Origin of the sequence: Bradyrhizobium sp. B120, assembly GCF_049075665.1 — a bacterium.
Taxonomy (GTDB): Bacteria; Pseudomonadota; Alphaproteobacteria; order Rhizobiales; family Xanthobacteraceae; genus Bradyrhizobium.
Genome location: NZ_CP185242.1, coordinates 762,195 through 778,564 on the forward strand (window position 1 = coordinate 762,195; position 16,370 = coordinate 778,564).

Consider the following 16,370-nt stretch of genomic DNA (forward strand, 5'->3'; position numbering starts at 1 on the left):
CTGTGGGTCGATGGATTCCGGGCTCTCGCTTCGCGAGCCCCGGAATGACGACTGTGAGGAGATCGCCTCAGGCGCCCGGCACCTGGTCGAGGAACCCGGTGATGCTCCTGATCCGTCCTTCCTTCAGCGTGGCGAAGTCGGTGCCCTTGATCGGGCTGTCGACGCCGTCAGGGCCGAGGCCCCAGGAAAAGCGGACATGATCGCCGAAGCCGTTCGGCTCGCCGATCAGCTTGAAGGTGAAATCCGGAAACTTCTGCTGCACGCCCGCGATCAGCGCGTCGACGCCGTCATGGCCGTCGCCGCTCATCATCGGGTCGACATAGCGCGCGTCCGCGGTCCAGTTCTGGCTCAACATCTCGCGCCGCCGGCTCGGCATCCGCTCGTTCCAGAGCTCGATATAGCGGCGGGCGATGGTGGTGTGGTCGGTCATGGTGCTCTCCTTCTGATCGCCGGACTGTGCGGCTGTCCGGACTATCGAAGGTTCGCGTGCGCCGATCGATTACCTCGCAGGTCATCGCGCGCGTAACGGACGCGCAGGTCACGGCCTGATGTAAGCCTCCGGGTCACCGCGCGCGTGCGCCTCCATCGCATCGAGGAAACAACGCACCTTGGCCGGGACGAATTGCCGCGCCGGCAGCAGCGCGTGCACGTTGAGCGGCTCGCAGGCATGGTCCGGCAGCAGCCGCTTCAACTCGCCGGCCGCGACCGCGGCGCGGGTGTAGCTTGCGGTGACCCGCAGCACGCCATGGCCGGCGAGTGCCGCCTGCAGGCGGACATGCGCATTCGAGCTTGTGAGGCGCGCGCGATCCACCGCGAGATGCTCGACCACGCCGCCGGGCGCGGTGATCGCCCATGGCGGATCGCTGGGACCGGTCAAGAGCGGCAGCTTTCTCAATTCATCCAGCGTGCGCGGCTCGCCGAACTTCTCCAATAGCGCCGGCGCCGCGAACAGGCCGCGCTCGAGGGTGAAGACGCGGCGGATCACGATGCCGGCCGACGGCAGCGGCGCCTCCAGCATCGCGAACACGATGTCGTAATTCTCGGCGATCGGACTAACGATGTCGTGCTCGACATCGATCCGGATCGCAAGCTCCGGGTAGCGGCCCATGACGGCACAGGCCACCGGCCCGGCGTGATGCGCGCCGAATTCGTACGGCGCCTTGATGCGCAGGGTGCCTGCGACCGCGCTGGACATCGCCAGCGCCTCGCTGTGGGTGTCGTGCAGCGCGGCGAACAGCGGGCGCACCTTGCGATAGATGGTCTCGCCGGAATCGGTCAGCCGCAGGTGCCGCGTGGTCCGCTCGATCAGCCGCAGTCCGAGATTGGCTTCGAGACGCTGCACCGCAGCACTGAGGCTCGATTTGGGATGCCCGAGCACGCGCGCGGCCGCGGTGAAGCCGCCATGCTCGACAACCTCGCAAAACAGCTCCCAGTCGCGCCACTCCATGGCCGATTGTCCATCCAGCGGTACAGTGTGTCCAGCCAAATCGGATTATCCCGATGACCGGGATCACCTAACCTGATTGCAAGCAACATTGCATTGGGAGGCTGACATGGCTGACGACGGAATTTTCCTGCGCAACGCCTGGTATGTGGCGGCGATGAATCACGAGCTGATCGACGGCAAGAAGCTGGCGCGCACCATCCTGGAGCGGCCGATCGTGATCTATCGCGGCGCCAGCGGAAAGGTGGTCGCGCTCGACGACCGTTGCTGCCATCGCGCCGCGCCGCTCTCGATGGGGCGCGTCGAGGGTGATGACATCAGGTGCATGTATCACGGCATGAAGTTCGCGGCCGACGGCAAGTGCATCCAGATCCCGGGCCAGGACGCGATCCCCGCCAAGCTCGGCGTGCGCAGCTATCCGGTGGTCGAGCGCTACAACATGATCTTCATCTGGACCGGCGATGCCGAGAAGGCCGATCCGAAGCTGATCCTCGACTATCCGCCGCTCGAGGATCCCAAATGGCGCGGCCTGCCGGGCTACATGCACTACAAGGCCAATTGGCTCCTGATCGTCGATAACCTCAGCGACTTCGCGCATCTCGCCTTCGTGCACACCAATACGCTCGGCGGCTCCGAGGAATACGCCTACAAGACCAAGCCGGTGGCGATCGAGAAGCTCGATGACGGCTTCCGCGTCGAGCGCTGGCACATGGGCGCCGACGCGCCGCCCTACCACAAGAAGGTGATCTCCAACCGCGACGACCAGGTCGATCGTCGCAATATCGGGCGGATGATCGTTCCAGGCATCTTCACGCTCGACACCACATTTGCGCCGGCGGGGCAGGGCGCGGAGAAGGGCGTCCAGGTTCCGGGCACGCGGTCATATCGCAATGCGCAGTTCATGACACCGGAGACGCGTTCCTCGACGCACTTCTTCTGGAATTACCTGCACGATTTCGACATCGACAATCCGAACATTTCGCTGTCGCTGCGGCATTCCCTCGAGGAGGCCTTCAACGAGGACAAGGATTTCATCGAGGCGCAGCAGAAGGTGCTCGACGTCGATCCGGACTATCAGCTGCTGGCGATCGGCGCCGATGCGCCGCTGACCTATTTCCGCTGGCTGTTTGCACGCAGGCTCGATGCGGAGAAGGGCGCGGCACGCGCCGCATAGCCGCCGAAGCAATGGTGTCCGCGCCTGGCTGCAAACCGTGCCGGGATCGCGAAATCGTGACGTCCCGGCGTGGCTGCCGTCCCGGCGGGTTTGGCGTAGAGTGACCAACGTGAATTCGTCGGTTCTTGATCAGGGTCAAGGCTTCGATCCGTGCCGGTCGGACTATTCCGGTGGCGATCAATCGGTGAATGAGCTTGCACGAAAAGGCGGACCCATCGGAACGAAGTGCCAGCGCCGACTGGGTGCAGCACGCTTGGCTATGGCCGTTTGAAGCCACGCGATTGGCGCTCGATATCTACGCGCAGTGGTACCCAAGTCGCGCGCCCGAACCGACAGATGCGGCGGACGAAGTGGCGGCGCTGCCCTGGACGACGGCCAATTCGGTGGCGCTGCAACTGCCGTCGATGCGTCTGCGGGACTTCTCGAGAGCTGGCGAAGGCCAGCCGCTGCTGGTCTGCGCACCTTATGCGCTGCACCGCGCGAAGATAGCGGATCTTGCACCCGGCCACAGCCTGATGGAGGCGTTACAGGGCGCGGGTATTGCACGTCTCTATCTCACGGATTGGCTCTCGGCGGCACCGGAGATGCGATATTTCTCGATCGACACCTATCTGTCCGATCTCAACGTGGCCGTCGACACGATTGGGCCGCCCGTCGACCTTGCAGGTCTCTGTCAGGGCGGCTGGCTGTCGCTGCTCTATGCCGCGCGCTTTCCCGGCAAGGTGCGGCGGCTCGTGCTAGCGGGCAGCCCGGTCGACGTCTCTGTGCCGTCAGAGCTTTCCAGGATGGTCGCCGCGCTTCCGCAGCAAGGTTTTGAGGCACTGGTGCGCCAGGGGAATGGAATCGTCAGTGGCAGGCAGATGCAGCAGGTCTGGAGCGTCCCGCTCAGTACGCTGGACGTGGAAGCGGCGCTGCAGCGGCGGCTCGACGACAAGTCGGAGGATGCACGGGCGCTGCTCGATTGCTTCACACGCTGGAACCGAGAGACGCTTGATTTACCGGGCAACTACTATCTCGAAGCGACTGACTGGATATTTCGCAGGAACCGGATCGCGACGGGAGACTTTGTCGCGCTTGGCTGCAAGATCGATCTTGCTGCGGTGAAGCTGCCCGTTTTTCTGCTCGCAGCCGAGAACGACATTGTTGTTCCGCCCGACCAGGCATTTGCGACGTTGCGACTGTTGGGCACGCCGCCCGCGAGGCTGCAATGCGACACCGAGCCGTGTGATCACCTCGGCCTGTTCATCGGCTGCAAGGCTCTGGCCGGTTCGTGGCGTCGGATTGCCTGCTGGCTTCAGTCCGACCTCGGCGAGGCCGCGGGCCAGCGATCGCGGATCAGCGCCTGAGGTGCCAAATGAAATGCCCCGAACTGCAGCTTTGCAATCCGGGGCATCGGACTCCATTGCGATGATCCGCGTCGCGTCTACTTCGCCGCGACAACCATGATCTCGACATTGTACTGCGGCGCCGCGAGCTTGGCCTCGACGGTGGCGCGGGCCGGGGTGTTACCCTCCGAGACCCAGCCGTCCCACGCCGCGTTCATCTCGGGGAACGTCTTCATGTCGGTGATGTAGATGGTCGCGCTGAGCAGCTTCGACTTGTCGGTACCGGCCTTGGCGAGGTGGCCGTCGATGATCGACAGGATGTCCTTGGTCTGGTCGGTGACGCTGCCGCCCGCCGCTTTGCCGGCGACGACGCCGGCGAGATAGACGGTGTTGCCGTGCACGACGACCTGGCTCATGCGCGGGCCGGTTTCGAAACGCTGAATGCTCATTTGGGTCTCCACTTGAATGGCGGGCATGTCTATAGCGTTTTCAAGCGAAGTGGCTACCGGTTCGCGTGAAGAAAACGCGTCAACACAAGAGATCGACAGGTTTGGTTCTGATTTGATCAGAACCAACCCTCTACCCCGCCGCGGGGCTCGCCGCCACTGCGCATTTTGCAACCGCGCATCTCACGGAAAGCGCGCGAAGAACGCCCAAATCGTGTCGGCGCCGTCGATGTCGCCGTTCTGGGGCCCGAGCAGCGTCGCCGCCAGTTTCGTAAAATGCGCGTCCGGGAAGTGGCCGGGCATCCGGTGACCGCCGCCATTGACGCGGTAAAGCACGACGTCACGTCCCTGCGGGCAGGCCGAGTCGATCCGCGTGACGGTCGATTGATCGGACGGATTGCGGTCGGGCAGATCGGTGGTTGCGGCGTCCTTGGGTTCGCAGCCATCGATGCGCCGCCAGAATTCCAGTGTGCGTTCGGTCGACCAGAATCCGTCGACGGCAAAATAGCTGGTGCCGCGGCCGCCCTGATAGGGGATCAGCGGGTCGACGGTGCCGTTCATCAGGAGCATCGGGACCGGACGCGCGGGCCGGCAAGCGCGTGCGGATTCATCGGTCAGGTTCATGACGACGCTTGCCGCCGCCGCGAACAGGTCGGCGCGCTCGCAGGCGAGCGTCATGGCCATCGCGCCGCCGTTGGAGATGCCGGTGACATAGATCCGCCTGGGATCGGCGATGCCGTCGCCCACCAGCTTCTCGATCAACTGGGTGATGAAGGCGACGTCGTCGGTGCCCTCCGGCGGCGGATTGCCGGCACGCCGCTGGTTCGGCCGGGAGTCGGCCCAGGCCCGGTTCAAGCCATCGGGATAGACCGCTGCAAAGCCGTCGCGCCTGGCGATCAACGGCCACGACGTCCGCGTGATCATGTCGGCACCGCTTTGGGTCTTGCCGTGCAGCACGATGACGAGCGGCGCCGGCTTGGCTGGCGGAGCCTGCAGTGTGAATGTTCGCGTGGTGCCGTTGATGACGAGCGAATCCGCAGCCGCGGGCCCACCGCTCAACGCAAGTGCGCCGGCCAGTACCAGCAAGCCGATTGGACACCGTCGCATCGCCAAGAAATCCGCCCTACCGCGGCGATTGCAGCACGCCGGCGAGGCGGGTTCAACCAGTCTGTCCTGAGCGTGGCCTCACGATCAGGTTGGCGCTTCCAACGCATCGGCCCAGCGCGCGAACAGCGCGATCTGTTCCGCCGGCCAGGCGCCGTCGCACGGCATGGTGCCGGCCTCGAGCCGGGCCAGGATCTGCCGGCAGTGCCTGGTGACGTCCGCCTCCTTCCAGAGATCGAAGGCGAACAGCATCGAGTTGCGATCCATCGGCCGGAACAGCGGCCGGATGTGCGGCTCGAACTGCACGGCCTCGCCGGGGCCGGGCAGCGCGACGCTGACCTCGTTCGCGGTCTGCGCCTCGCCTGCGGTTGCGGATGGCCGCGCAGCGGGCGTTGCGTTGCAAACCCACCACCAGCGCGGCACCGGCATGTTCGGCGGCGGTTTCGCGTCGGCGCCGGAATTCTCCAGCGCGATCCGCGAGCCCCATTCGATATAGGCGACGAACGCGGCGCGGAATTCCGGATCGGACGGCAGCCCGGCATCGTCGGCGCTCTGCACCATGTAGGTGGCCCACAGCGCGCGCTGCTCCGGCCGGATCTCCTTGCCGATGTGCTGCGACACCATCCGCCGATAGCCGCCATAGCGTTCGGTGTAGAAGCGCGGGCCGCCGAACACCTCGCTGAGCCACGCCGCCACCCGTTCGGGATGGTCCGGCGACATCTCGGCGAACAGCGGAGAGAGCAGCGGATCTTCCGGCACGTAGCGGCTGTAGAAGATGCGCGTCATGTCGAGCAGCGCCGGATAGCCGCCGGCCCATTCGAACAGCGTCGGCTCGCGCAGCGGATCCGGCACCGGATCGTGAAATGCGACATTCCAGTGCATGCCGCTGCAGAACGGCTTGTTCAGCGACGAGCCGCAGCGGCACAGGCTGACATGCTCCGGCGACGCGCCCGCATTCCCTGCGATCGGCGCGCCATCCTCATCAATCAGCTCGACATCGCCGGTGACGCGATAGGGACCGTCCTTCGACACTTCGATCTGCGGCGGCCTATTGACGTCGGACAGATTGGCATCGCGCACGGGGCCAATGCCGATGCCGAGCGCGCCCGATGGGCATCTGCGCACCGCATTGATGATGTCGTCGAAGCGCGCCCCACTCGGTGCGATGAACGGCTCTTCGCCGAGATGGAACACGGATTTGAGCCGGTCGGTGCAGAAGCCGGAATGCGCGCAGGTTCCGCGATTGTCGAACACGTATGCCTGCTGTCCTGGATAGACTTCGAGCTTGTCGGGCACCCGCCGTGGATCCCTGGCGTCGGTGAAGCCGCGCGCGATGTGGCTGTCGTCGCAGAACGGCTTGGTCTGCGATTGTCCGCAGCGGCAGAGCCGCACCGGGGCTTCGGCTGCGATCGGCACGCCGAGATGATCGACGACCGGGATGCCGGGGTCGGGTTCGTAGGGCCCGTTGTGCCTGACGATGATGCGCTTGCGCGGATGTTGCTGGTCGCTCGGACCTCGGGCGGAACTGTCCTCTGTCATGCCTTGCAATGATCCCTGAACTCGCCCAACCCGTGCAAAGCGTGCTTAGATGGATCGACGGCGGCTCTCAACGAACCAGATGGAAAGTGCCGCAGGAGGTTGCGATGATCCGCAAGACCAAGCGCAAATATGGTTGCCCGGTCGAGTTCTCGATCGATCAGCTCAGCGGCAAATGGAAGACCGTGATCCTGAGCCGGCTGAAGCTACGGCCGATGCGCTATGGCGAATTGCGCCACGACATTCCGCAGCTCAGCGACAAGGTGTTGACCGAGCGCCTGCGCGATCTCTGCAACTCAGGCTTCGTCAAGCAGGAGCGCGGCGGCGGCTCCTCGCGCTATTGCCTGACCAAGCGCGGCGAGATGCTGAAGCCGATGCTGCAGGCGCTCTACGACTGGGGCGAGGCCAACGCCGACACGTTCGGCGTCCGCTTTCTCAGTGCGGAGGCGGATTAGTTCCACCACTTCGTCATTGCGAGCCAACGGGTCGCCCGAACGCATGCGGAAATGGCGGGGGTCCGGATTGCCCTTAGCAGCAGACGTCACCGACGCCTAAGTGAATGTCCGGCACGGGCCAATATCAGACTCAGCCGGGTTTTGGTCGTTCAAACCGCGCAACCGGCTATTCAGCTAATTGTCGGCGTATTTTTTCGCGTGCGAGGTCGATATGAGCTCGCAGAGAGTACAGCATATCCGCATAAGCAATCGGAACCTTCAATTGGTTTGCTTGCTCCTCGAGGCCATTGAGCTGCAAGACCATTTCACTCGTATCACGCTTGGTGCGTCGGGCGTCCGCGATCTCATCTTCCAGAAACCGCAGTTCTCCGTACATGCGCAATACCTTCGATCGCATCGCCCAGTCATATAGGCGAGGCAGATATTGCGTCATTGGGTAGAGCACGCCCAGGATTGGAATGAGTAGGATAAACAGCTTGCCGGTCAGCTCCGCGACCCAGAACGGAAGATAGTCGTGCAGGAAAGGCCGCCCCGATTTGTAGAATCGCAGCGCCTCGTTGCTCAGTGGAACATCGACGGCTTCGCCAGCGGGAAATTCATTGGCGCGTTGAAAAATACTCGGTGACGAGTGGATATGCTCCGCCGCGTCGAGCAGCAGGTACTGAAGGGCCGAATGCAGATCGTTTCGCACTATCAAGTTGGCCTTCACTGCGATCAAGGTGACATCCGTTGGCGGCAGATCCTTTGCTAGGTCCCTGACTCCCCTCGGCACCACCACCTTGCTCAAAAATGGAAGGCGCGCGATAAGGGCATTCAAGCGCCGATAACCCGTGAGGGTGACGCGCTCGTCGCCGAGAAGTTGCTGCACCTCGGGTGCGTCCCATGCAGCCACCATCGATACTGCATCGATCTGACCGGCCAAGAGACTTTCTCCAGCAGCTTGCGTAGGCAGGGCTAGCCATTCACCGACCTGCTGGTCAAATCCGAGGATTTTGAAGTATTCGAGCGATAACGCTCGAGTCCCGCTGCCCTCGGGCCCAATCGACAGTCTCTTGCCCACGAGATGAGCGGCTCCATCAACTTGGATCTCGCGCCTGCGGAACCACCACAAGGGCTCGTAGTAGAGCGTTCCGAGTGAGGCAAGCTTTGAACCATCTTCCTGGCTCATAGTGCCACCCTGGATGAGCGCGACGCTTACTCCCGAATGCTGGTCGAGCAGCAGCGCCCGGTTTTCGGGCGAACCTGCAGTCGGCATCAGTCGCACCTCTACGCCTTCCTTCGCGAGTTCCGCGCGATAGCGCTTACCAAGCTCTTGGTAGGCGCCTCCCTCGGGACCGGTCGCCATGACGACCGTACGTGGGGGCATATTGATCAGCATCACAATAGCCGCCAACGCGATCGCGGCGGCGGTCACACCGATCGTGATCGCAGGCCAATTGTTTCGCAGAAATTCCTTGGCAGCCATGAAACCGTTCCCCGATATTCATGCCAGCCCCAACGCGCTGAACGTGGGATATTACCGATCGGGGGTACGCTGCGTAAGGAGCTAAGGCGATCTACCGAACTGATATTTCTGGACCATGCGAAGTCCGGTTCGGGTCACAAGGCGACATTCCTGGGGGCGGGGTCGCGTGCTCGCTTTGCCATCGAAAGCGGACATTTCGAGTCTATGAGTACGCGCCCTAGGGCGCGGGCTAATAACGCGGGGCCCGCCATAGCCGGATAACGGCGGTCCCCAGTTGGACGCTTACGAAGCGGACATCAACCAGCCGACAATCTCTGCCGAAACCGTCGTGATCCGACTCGGACATCCGGACCTATGCAATCCTCACCATCGGTTGGTAGAATTGCGCTGCGTGTTCCTTTTGGAAGGGATGCACATGAGACGGCTTCTCCTATCGATTGCTGCAATGCTGGGGGTGTCCGGTGCGGTATTCGGGCAGACATCCCTTGTCTCGGAGATCGCGCCCGGTGGAAAGCTGCGGGTTGGCATGATTGCCATTACCGTACTCGGAGGCGTGGCCGAACCCGTCGCGGATTTCGTCGGACAGAAGTTGGGTGCTGCCGTTGAACCGGTGATGTACCCGAACCCGGAAGCCTATCTGCAAAGCTTCGGCACGGCTGAATGGGACATCGCCATAGGGCCACGCGTCCTTGCCCCGACCGACAAGGCGGATTCAACGGCGAACCTTTGGGCCGTAAGTCTCGTCTACGTCGCCGCGCCGGGAACAGAATTTCCCGATATCGCCTCCGTGGACAAGGCAGGTGTAAGGATCGGCACCATCCGTGGCGCTCCCTCCGACCGCGTGCTGACGCGGGAACTCAAGGCCGCTGAGATCGTCCGTATCCCTCTGAGCCCGACCATCGCGGCTGACGCAGCCGACTTGCTGCGCTCCGGCAAAGCGGACGTCTTTGGCGCAGACTCCGGCGTCGCGTATCCTGCCGCCGAGGCCCTGACCGGCGCCAAGATCGTGCCGGGCGCCTTTGGGACGGTTCTCGTGGCGGCCGCATTGCCGAAAGGCCGTTCTCCCGCGGCGCAGGCTCTGCTCGCGACACTTGTCGAAGAAGCAAGACAGACCGGCGTGGTGCAGAAAGCAATCGACGCGAAGGGCCTCAAAGGTGTGAACGTCGTCTCGAAATAGCCGGACACGACGAAGACCCGGGTCAAGCTCGCTTTTGGCCCGTCCGAGACATGCCAACTGCACCGAGCGATGTCCGCATTTAGGGGTATCCCGGATGGCATGTGCTCATGCTGAGTTCTTCTCAGTTTGACCCAAGGCGGACGTGCGGGGGGCTCGAAACGAAGCAGTCGATATCTGGACCATGACCAATTCATCACGCAATCTGCGCTATCAATTTCGATCGAGAGGAACGAGGCAAAATGAGCAGTCTCGAAAGACTTGTCGGAACATGGCTTCAGGTTTCGATTGATACGGTGGCCGCCGACGGCACACGGCGTCCTCTTTATGGGGAAAATCCAAAGGGCATCGTCATTTACACGAGCGACGGCTACTTTTCTCTGATGCAAGCCCGCGTCGACCTCCCGAAATTACAATCGGGGTTACCTTCAAAAGCAACTGCCGTTGAAGCGAAGGCCGTGATCACCGGATCAATCGCGTATTTTGGGACTTACTCTCTTGATGAAGCAACCGACATCCTCAGTCTGGACATTCATGCCAGCACTCTCGCAAACTTCACCGGCAATCCTGAAGAGAAGCGAACGATCACGTTGCTAACTGACAGCGAGCTAAAGTTTACCAGATCGTTTGTGCGCGGAGTAACCCTTGAAGCCGTTTTCAAGCGAGCGACATAACGAGCGGCAGTGTCTGCTGTTGGCCCTTTTCGGAAATGCCGCGCTTGCTATCGAAAGTCCGGAGTCGGGGGGGCACGCGGACGTCACAGCGCTTCGGCGTGCAAGAACGTCGATCACCAGCCCGGCCGGTCTTAGCGTTCGCGCTCCCAGGTGAGAGTTCCGACCACTTTCTTGCCGGGATAAACGGCGCTGGCTTGTTCAGCCGTTCGAATGGTCAGCCTGTCGCCCTGCAACTTGAAAAATCTCACCTGGTCCTGCCCGGTCAGAAGCTCATTCCAGGATATATCGACCTTGGTCGTGAACTTGTCGTCCTCGATTGTGAATGGGCCGGTGTAAACCATCAGCGTCTTGAGGAGAGCTGCCGACTCTGCATCGTTTGCCGCCGGTTTGCGATTTGCCGCCGCGATGACGAAGGCCGCGTACCCGTCCGGCGTGATGAGCGCCCTGCCTTTCGGATTGCGACCAAACGGTTCGGTGACCTCTCCACCGATGATCTGAATGGTCCACGAAGTCAGCTTCCAACTGCCGGCCAGCTGTCTCGCTGTGTCCTGCGCGAAAGCCAATCCAGGCGTAAAATAGCAATACACGACAATAGCGAGGGCGAAGAAGCGCATATGCCGTCCTCCTATGAAAGGAACAGACTTCGAGAATGGCCATACTAACCAGGGGGAATGAATCTGCGAGCCCTGCGACGACTGCCTCCTGGCCCGCCACGCCAAGTTCTTCGGGCAGCGGAGTGGCAACAGGTCCGGTATTGGCCCGGTGCGGACTTGGCGGCCCTTATCTTACCCCTCTCGCCCGTGCATGGTAACGTCCGGGTGCTCGACTGATGCTATCAATCCTCCCTTTGGAATAGACCAATGATGACTCTGCGAGCAATTTTCGCCGCGTGCGCTGTTGCGGCTTTTGGATCGTTCATGATGACAATCGACGCGCTTGGTCAGAAGCAATCGCTAAAAGATCAACTGGTTGGTACGTGGACGCTGCTCTCGTGGGAGCAAAAGAAAGGCGACGGCACCAGGATCGAGCGTTATGGGGCCGCTCCGCAAGGCATCGCGTTCTTTGATGCGGGTGGGCGATACATCATCACGGTGATGCGCCCGGATCGGGCCAAATACGCGAGCAATACCCTGTGGCAGGGCACGCCCGAGGAAAACAAGGAAACCGCCGACGGCACGATAACCTACTTCGGAACGTATTCTGCGAACGAGGCAGATAGCAGCATCGCAATCCACGTCGAAGGCAGTTCCTTTCCAAACTGGAATGGCACCGAACAGAAGCGCTTTGTCGCGATTGCGGCAGACCAACTGACGCTGACCGTTCGTCCCCCGGCGGGAGATATAGTCGACGTGATTTGGAAACGAGCGAACTGATCCGGCTATCACGTCTGCCGTTGGCCTATCGTGACCTGTTGCGCTGTGGCACGAACCTGGTCGTCAAGCTGTGGCGGGACATTTGCGCAATTTCGGAATATTAGAAGAATATCCCTGAGTTGCCCGACGTGTCAAGTTCCCTGGTCGAACGCCGGCCACCACCGGCTACTGTGCATGGGGTTGTTTTCGATATTTTGGCTGCGCCCCTTGCGACGAACGGATTTCCGGCCGGAACCTTACGCAAGCAAAGGTCGTTGTCGCGGGATGTTGGGGGCAATCAACACAAGGAATGCTCATGCGCATCCGTATCTCGACGGCATCCATCATTGCTGCTGCACTTTCGCTCGGAACACCTGTTTGGGCGCAAACGCAGGGAACGCAACCGGAGGCGCCGCCGCAGGCTCAATCTGAGGAATCCACCGTCATCCGGACCATACAGGTGGTTGACATCAAGGAACTCAAGCCCGAGGTCCGGTCGCGGGTCGAGGCTGTCGTCGCGAAGGCAAGCGAAGACGACCTGAAGAACCTGCGGGGTTCCGTCGACGCGTCCAAGGAAGCGGTTTCCGCGCTGAAGGCGAAGGGACTGAGCTCGGCGCAGGTTGTCGCCGTCAATCTCAGCAACGGCATCCTGACGCTGTTCACCAGGACGGCCTGACGAAGTTCGCAGCCTGAAGACATCCGGACTGAATAAGAAAGGCCCGCCGGTTCCAGCCGGCGGGCCTCCTGCATCTCGAAGAAGCGGACTTAGTTCACCGCCTTCGCCGCCGCGCGTCCGGCATTCCGCCCCGAGAACAAGCAGCCGCCGAGGAACGTGCCCTCCAGCGAGCGATAGCCGTGCACGCCGCCGCCGCCGAAGCCGGCGGCTTCGCCGGCCGCATAAAGCCCGCGGATGATCTGGCGGTCGTTGCCGAACACGCGCGAATCGAGATCGGTCTCGAAGCCGCCGAGCGTCTTGCGGGTGAGGATGTTGAGCTTCACTGCGATCAGCGGGCCGTGTTCGGGATCGAGGATGCGGTGCGGCTTCGCGGTGCGGATCAGCCTGTCGCCGATATAGCGCCGCGCATTGTGCAGGTTCATCACCTGCGCATCCTTGACATAGGGATTGGTGATTTCGCGGTCGCGCGCCTCGATCTGCGTCTTGATCGCGTCGAGCTGCAAGAGGTCATTGCCGGCGAGCTTGTTCATGGCGGCGACGAGGTCGGCGAGATTGTCGCGCACGATGAAGTCGGCGCCGTGCTGTTTGAAGGCTTCCACCGGCGCCGGCGCGCCCTTGTTGGTGGCGCGCTTGATCGTCATGCGCCAGCTCTTGCCGGTGAGGTCGGGGTTCTGCTCGGAGCCCGACAGCGCGAACTCCTTCTTGATGATGCTCTGGGTCAGGATGAACCACGAATAATCGTAGCCGGTGCTCATGATGTAATGCAGCTGCCCGAGCGTGTCGGAGCCCGGGAACAGCGGCGCCGGCAGCCGTTTGCCTGACGCGTCGAACCAGAGTGATGACGGTCCCGGCAGAATCCGGATGCCATGACGTGGCCAAATCGGGTTCCAGTTCTGGATGCCTTCGACGTAGTGCCACATCCGGTCGCGGTTGATCAGCCGGCCGCCTGCTTGCTCGGTGATGCCGATCATGCGGCCGTCGACATGTTCGGGCACGCCGGAGATCATGAACTTTGGCGGCTCGCCGAGCCGCTTCGGCCAGTTCTGCCGCACCAGATCATGATTGCCGCCGATGCCGCCGGAGGCGATGATCACCGCCTGTGCGCGCAGCGAAAAATCACCGACGACGTTGCGCGAGGAGCTCTTGCCGCGCTCGACATCAGACGGTTCCAGGATCGCGCCGCTCACGCCATCGACCGTGCCGTTGGTGATGCTGAGTGCATCGACACGATGGCGGAACTTGAACACCAGTTGTCCGTTCTTCGCCGCCTCGCGCGCGCGGCGCTCGAACGGCTCGACGATGCCGGGGCCGGTGCCCCAGGTGACGTGGAAGCGCGGCACCGAATTGCCGTGGCCCATCGCATCGTAACCACCGCGTTCGGCCCAGCCGACCACCGGGAAAATGCGGTGGCCCATCGCGCGCAGCCAGTCGCGCTTCTCGCCCGCCGCGAACGCGACATAGGCTTCGGCCCATTGGCGCGGCCAATGATCCTCCTCGCGATCGAAACCGGCAGTACCCATCCAGTCCTGCAGCGCGAGGTCGGCGGAGTCCTTGATGCCGAGACGGCGCTGTTCCGGCGAATCGACCAGGAACAATCCGCCGAACGACCAGAAGGCCTGGCCGCCGATGCTCTGTTCCCCTTCCTGGTCGAGCACGATGACGCGCTTGCCGGCGTCGGCGATCTCGGTTGCGGCCACCAGACCGGCAAGTCCGGCGCCGATCACGATCACATCTGCATCGTCAGCCATTTTGGTTTCCCCCGTCCCGCCGGGATTCAAGACCGCGTCGTTGTGCGCGGTCAACGTCAAATGGCCCTTGCCTGTGGCGGTGAGGCATCAAACAGTTGCGGCAAGTTGTTCCAGTTTGGGACCTTTTCCACACGCCACTGCAGCGCCCGCGCAACACCCAATTTGAATTTGTTTTGACCGGCTTCGCTCGTCTGGACAAAAATCCGCGGCCGCAACACGCTCACGATTGTCTTGCATCACAGACCAACAGATTCGGTTTCGACTGGGGCTGGCCAAATGAAGTTGATGACGGGGTTGCTCGCTGCGGTTCTCCTGCTGGCGGGAATGGGGGCGTCTCAGGCAGTGGTCAGGATCGCCGACGATCGCGGCGGCAAGATCGGCATCTATGTCGACAAGTACCAGGACCTGCGCACATCGGGCGAAACCGTGATCATCGACGGGCTGTGCGCCTCGGCCTGCACCATCGTGCTCGGCAAGGTCCCGCATGACCGGATCTGTGTGACCTCACACGCCAGTCTCGGCTTCCATGCCGCCTGGGATTACGGCGACAACGGTCGCCCGGTCCCCAATCCCGAAGCTACCCATATGCTGTACCTGATGTATCCACCGGCGGTGCGCAGATGGATTAACGACCGCGGTGGGCTGACCCGGCACATGATCTTCCTGCGCGGCAAGCAACTGCAGGCGCTGTACAAGCCGTGTTACCTCAACGCCCAGGCCTCGGCGCCCAAACCCGCCGAGCCCGCGCGCTGAGCCCGAATCTCGGCGAGCGTCCTGTCTCGTCATAGCCGGCAGACCGGGCATGACGAGGTTAGCGCCGGGCAGCGCCTCGCTATCATTTGACGGCCCGCGATGGCCATTGCGCTTGCTGCCTGCCGGAACCCGGCTTATCTCAACCGCATGGTTCAGCCGATCTCCACCCGATCCGAGCTCGTGACGGCTCCGCAGGACCGGGTGGCATCTGCGATCCTGTGGGGCGCTGCCGGGATCGGCGGATTGGCCTTGCTCGCCGCTGCCGCGCTCTGGTTCCATTACGGGACCGCGGTGTTTTTCGAAATGATCACGGCCGGCATCGCCGCCTGCTTCTGACAAGGACGCTCTCGCATCATGCCCCGGACCACGCGCCCATTGGTGATCTTCGCTGCCTTCGCGGGCAGTCTGGCGGTCGGCCTGTTCCTCATGCTGTGGGCGGTCGGCGGCCTGCGCACCGTCGCCGCGCCGGCCGCGATCGGCGGGCCGTTCCAGCTTACCGACCAGTCCGGGCAAGCCGTCACCGACAAGAACCTCCAGGGCAAGCCGACGCTGATCTTCTTCGGCTTCACCCATTGCCCGGATATCTGCCCGACCTCGCTGTTCGAGATCTCGGAGGTCCTGAAGGCGATGGGCAAGGACGCCGACCGCGTGAATGCCTATTTCGTCTCGGTCGACCCGGAACGCGACACCGCCACGGCGATGAAGGATTACCTTTCGAGCTTCGATCCGCACCTCAAGGGTCTGACCGGCGATCCCGCCGCGATCGCCAAGGTGCTGTCGAGCTACCGGGTCTACGCCAAGAAGGTGCCGCTGAAGGATGGCGACTACACGATGGATCACACCGCGCTGATCTATTTGATGGACCGCGACGGCCATTTCGTCGCGCCGTTCAATCTGAAACGCACGCCGGAAGAGGCGGCGACCGATCTCAAACGGTATCTCTGACCCCTTTTCCGGCTCAGAATTAACCCATTCGGCGCTCGCATCACGCGCCGGATGGTCTATAAGCCGTTCAATTCCCTAAAATTGCCGGTTATGCCGAAG

Annotated in this window: 18 protein-coding genes; 10 read left to right on the forward strand and 8 right to left on the reverse strand. The window is 62.5% G+C overall.

Annotation, left to right across the window (positions count from 1 at the left end; translation table 11 throughout):
- Window positions 1-67: 67 nt before the first annotated feature.
- Both ACOIX3_RS03530 and ACOIX3_RS03535 read right to left on the reverse strand, forming a co-directional pair.
- Window positions 68-430 carry a nuclear transport factor 2 family protein gene (locus ACOIX3_RS03530; RefSeq protein WP_420968416.1) on the reverse strand — a complete coding sequence of 121 codons (363 nt, stop codon included), beginning with the start codon at window positions 428-430 and terminating at the stop codon, window positions 68-70.
- Between the two features lie 108 nt (window positions 431-538).
- Window positions 539-1,486: a LysR family transcriptional regulator gene (locus tag ACOIX3_RS03535; RefSeq protein ID WP_420968417.1), complete on the reverse strand. Its 948-nt coding sequence runs from the start codon at window positions 1,484-1,486 to the stop codon at window positions 539-541.
- Window positions 1,487-1,553: 67 nt separating this feature from the next.
- Here ACOIX3_RS03535 and ACOIX3_RS03540 point away from each other — a divergent pair, with 67 nt between their 5' ends.
- Both ACOIX3_RS03540 and ACOIX3_RS03545 read left to right on the forward strand, forming a co-directional pair.
- Window positions 1,554-2,618, forward strand: coding sequence for a Rieske 2Fe-2S domain-containing protein (locus ACOIX3_RS03540; RefSeq protein ID WP_420968418.1), 1,065 nt, complete (start codon window positions 1,554-1,556; stop codon window positions 2,616-2,618).
- A gap of 350 nt (window positions 2,619-2,968) precedes the next feature.
- Window positions 2,969-3,964: an alpha/beta fold hydrolase gene (locus tag ACOIX3_RS03545; protein WP_420971963.1), complete on the forward strand. Its 996-nt coding sequence runs from the start codon at window positions 2,969-2,971 to the stop codon at window positions 3,962-3,964.
- A 77-nt stretch (window positions 3,965-4,041) separates the two neighbouring features.
- Here the strand turns inward: ACOIX3_RS03545 and ACOIX3_RS03550 are convergent, their stop codons facing one another.
- From ACOIX3_RS03550 to ACOIX3_RS03560, 3 genes are all read right to left on the reverse strand, one after another.
- Entirely contained in the window at window positions 4,042-4,392 is a 351-nt protein-coding gene (locus ACOIX3_RS03550; protein ID WP_420968419.1) for a RidA family protein, read from the reverse strand.
- Window positions 4,393-4,572: 180 nt separating this feature from the next.
- Entirely contained in the window at window positions 4,573-5,496 is a 924-nt protein-coding gene (locus ACOIX3_RS03555; protein ID WP_420968420.1) for an alpha/beta hydrolase family esterase, read from the reverse strand.
- Between the two features lie 84 nt (window positions 5,497-5,580).
- Complete coding sequence (locus ACOIX3_RS03560; RefSeq protein WP_420968421.1) at window positions 5,581-7,032, reverse strand: CDGSH iron-sulfur domain-containing protein; 1,452 nt, start codon at window positions 7,030-7,032, stop codon at window positions 5,581-5,583.
- A gap of 104 nt (window positions 7,033-7,136) precedes the next feature.
- Between ACOIX3_RS03560 and ACOIX3_RS03565 the strand changes: the two genes are divergently transcribed.
- Complete coding sequence (locus tag ACOIX3_RS03565) at window positions 7,137-7,484, forward strand: winged helix-turn-helix transcriptional regulator (protein WP_342724912.1); 348 nt, start codon at window positions 7,137-7,139, stop codon at window positions 7,482-7,484.
- A 166-nt stretch (window positions 7,485-7,650) separates the two neighbouring features.
- On the opposite strand, the gene ACOIX3_RS03570 is transcribed toward ACOIX3_RS03565, so the two are convergent.
- Window positions 7,651-8,949, reverse strand: coding sequence for a TAXI family TRAP transporter solute-binding subunit (locus ACOIX3_RS03570; RefSeq protein ID WP_420968422.1), 1,299 nt, complete (start codon window positions 8,947-8,949; stop codon window positions 7,651-7,653).
- Window positions 8,950-9,223: 274 nt separating this feature from the next.
- On the opposite strand from ACOIX3_RS03570, the gene ACOIX3_RS03575 reads away from it, so the two are divergent.
- Window positions 9,224-10,126, forward strand: a complete 903-nt coding sequence (locus ACOIX3_RS03575) for a hypothetical protein (protein ID WP_420968423.1) — start codon at window positions 9,224-9,226, stop codon at window positions 10,124-10,126.
- A 239-nt stretch (window positions 10,127-10,365) separates the two neighbouring features.
- Window positions 10,366-10,797 (forward strand): lipocalin-like domain-containing protein, encoded by a 432-nt coding sequence (locus ACOIX3_RS03580; protein ID WP_420968424.1) that lies wholly within the window; start codon window positions 10,366-10,368, stop codon window positions 10,795-10,797.
- Window positions 10,798-10,928: 131 nt separating this feature from the next.
- Here ACOIX3_RS03580 and ACOIX3_RS03585 read toward each other — a convergent pair whose 3' ends face one another.
- Window positions 10,929-11,411, reverse strand: coding sequence for a lipocalin-like domain-containing protein (locus ACOIX3_RS03585; protein WP_420968425.1), 483 nt, complete (start codon window positions 11,409-11,411; stop codon window positions 10,929-10,931).
- A 303-nt stretch (window positions 11,412-11,714) separates the two neighbouring features.
- Here ACOIX3_RS03585 and ACOIX3_RS03590 point away from each other — a divergent pair, with 303 nt between their 5' ends.
- Window positions 11,715-12,170, forward strand: coding sequence for a lipocalin-like domain-containing protein (locus ACOIX3_RS03590; RefSeq protein ID WP_420968426.1), 456 nt, complete (start codon window positions 11,715-11,717; stop codon window positions 12,168-12,170).
- 295 nt (window positions 12,171-12,465) lie between these two features.
- Window positions 12,466-12,825 (forward strand): hypothetical protein, encoded by a 360-nt coding sequence (locus ACOIX3_RS03595; RefSeq protein WP_420968427.1) that lies wholly within the window; start codon window positions 12,466-12,468, stop codon window positions 12,823-12,825.
- Window positions 12,826-12,914: 89 nt separating this feature from the next.
- On the opposite strand, the gene ACOIX3_RS03600 is transcribed toward ACOIX3_RS03595, so the two are convergent.
- Complete coding sequence (locus ACOIX3_RS03600; protein WP_420968428.1) at window positions 12,915-14,573, reverse strand: FAD-binding dehydrogenase; 1,659 nt, start codon at window positions 14,571-14,573, stop codon at window positions 12,915-12,917.
- 276 nt (window positions 14,574-14,849) lie between these two features.
- On the opposite strand from ACOIX3_RS03600, the gene ACOIX3_RS03605 reads away from it, so the two are divergent.
- From ACOIX3_RS03605 to ACOIX3_RS03615, 3 genes are all read left to right on the forward strand, one after another.
- Entirely contained in the window at window positions 14,850-15,326 is a 477-nt protein-coding gene (locus ACOIX3_RS03605) for a hypothetical protein (protein WP_420968429.1), read from the forward strand.
- A gap of 99 nt (window positions 15,327-15,425) precedes the next feature.
- Window positions 15,426-15,662, forward strand: coding sequence for a hypothetical protein (locus ACOIX3_RS03610; protein ID WP_420968430.1), 237 nt, complete (start codon window positions 15,426-15,428; stop codon window positions 15,660-15,662).
- A gap of 18 nt (window positions 15,663-15,680) precedes the next feature.
- The gene (locus ACOIX3_RS03615) at window positions 15,681-16,271 is read left to right on the forward strand and encodes an SCO family protein (RefSeq protein WP_212319832.1); all 591 of its coding nucleotides are present in this window, start codon (window positions 15,681-15,683) and stop codon (window positions 16,269-16,271) included.
- Window positions 16,272-16,370: the final 99 nt, after the last annotated feature.

What these genes read in the sequence shown, in the direction of transcription:
- ACOIX3_RS03590 (WP_420968426.1), top strand. Translation starts at nt 11,715, where the DNA reads ATGATGACAATCGACGCGCTTGGTCAGAAGCAATCGCTAAAAGATCAA.
- ACOIX3_RS03555 (WP_420968420.1), bottom strand. Translation starts at nt 5,496, where the DNA reads ATGCGACGGTGTCCAATCGGCTTGCTGGTACTGGCCGGCGCACTTGCG.
- ACOIX3_RS03600 (WP_420968428.1), bottom strand. Translation starts at nt 14,573, where the DNA reads ATGGCTGACGATGCAGATGTGATCGTGATCGGCGCCGGACTTGCCGGT.
- ACOIX3_RS03615 (WP_212319832.1), top strand. Translation starts at nt 15,681, where the DNA reads ATGCCCCGGACCACGCGCCCATTGGTGATCTTCGCTGCCTTCGCGGGC.
- ACOIX3_RS03585 (WP_420968425.1), bottom strand. Translation starts at nt 11,411, where the DNA reads ATGCGCTTCTTCGCCCTCGCTATTGTCGTGTATTGCTATTTTACGCCT.
- ACOIX3_RS03530 (WP_420968416.1), bottom strand. Translation starts at nt 430, where the DNA reads ATGACCGACCACACCACCATCGCCCGCCGCTATATCGAGCTCTGGAAC.
- ACOIX3_RS03595 (WP_420968427.1), top strand. Translation starts at nt 12,466, where the DNA reads ATGCGCATCCGTATCTCGACGGCATCCATCATTGCTGCTGCACTTTCG.
- ACOIX3_RS03565 (WP_342724912.1), top strand. Translation starts at nt 7,137, where the DNA reads ATGATCCGCAAGACCAAGCGCAAATATGGTTGCCCGGTCGAGTTCTCG.
- ACOIX3_RS03540 (WP_420968418.1), top strand. Translation starts at nt 1,554, where the DNA reads ATGGCTGACGACGGAATTTTCCTGCGCAACGCCTGGTATGTGGCGGCG.
- ACOIX3_RS03605 (WP_420968429.1), top strand. Translation starts at nt 14,850, where the DNA reads ATGAAGTTGATGACGGGGTTGCTCGCTGCGGTTCTCCTGCTGGCGGGA.
- ACOIX3_RS03610 (WP_420968430.1), top strand. Translation starts at nt 15,426, where the DNA reads ATGGCCATTGCGCTTGCTGCCTGCCGGAACCCGGCTTATCTCAACCGC.
- ACOIX3_RS03570 (WP_420968422.1), bottom strand. Translation starts at nt 8,949, where the DNA reads ATGGCTGCCAAGGAATTTCTGCGAAACAATTGGCCTGCGATCACGATC.
- ACOIX3_RS03560 (WP_420968421.1), bottom strand. Translation starts at nt 7,032, where the DNA reads ATGACAGAGGACAGTTCCGCCCGAGGTCCGAGCGACCAGCAACATCCG.
- ACOIX3_RS03550 (WP_420968419.1), bottom strand. Translation starts at nt 4,392, where the DNA reads ATGAGCATTCAGCGTTTCGAAACCGGCCCGCGCATGAGCCAGGTCGTC.
- ACOIX3_RS03580 (WP_420968424.1), top strand. Translation starts at nt 10,366, where the DNA reads ATGAGCAGTCTCGAAAGACTTGTCGGAACATGGCTTCAGGTTTCGATT.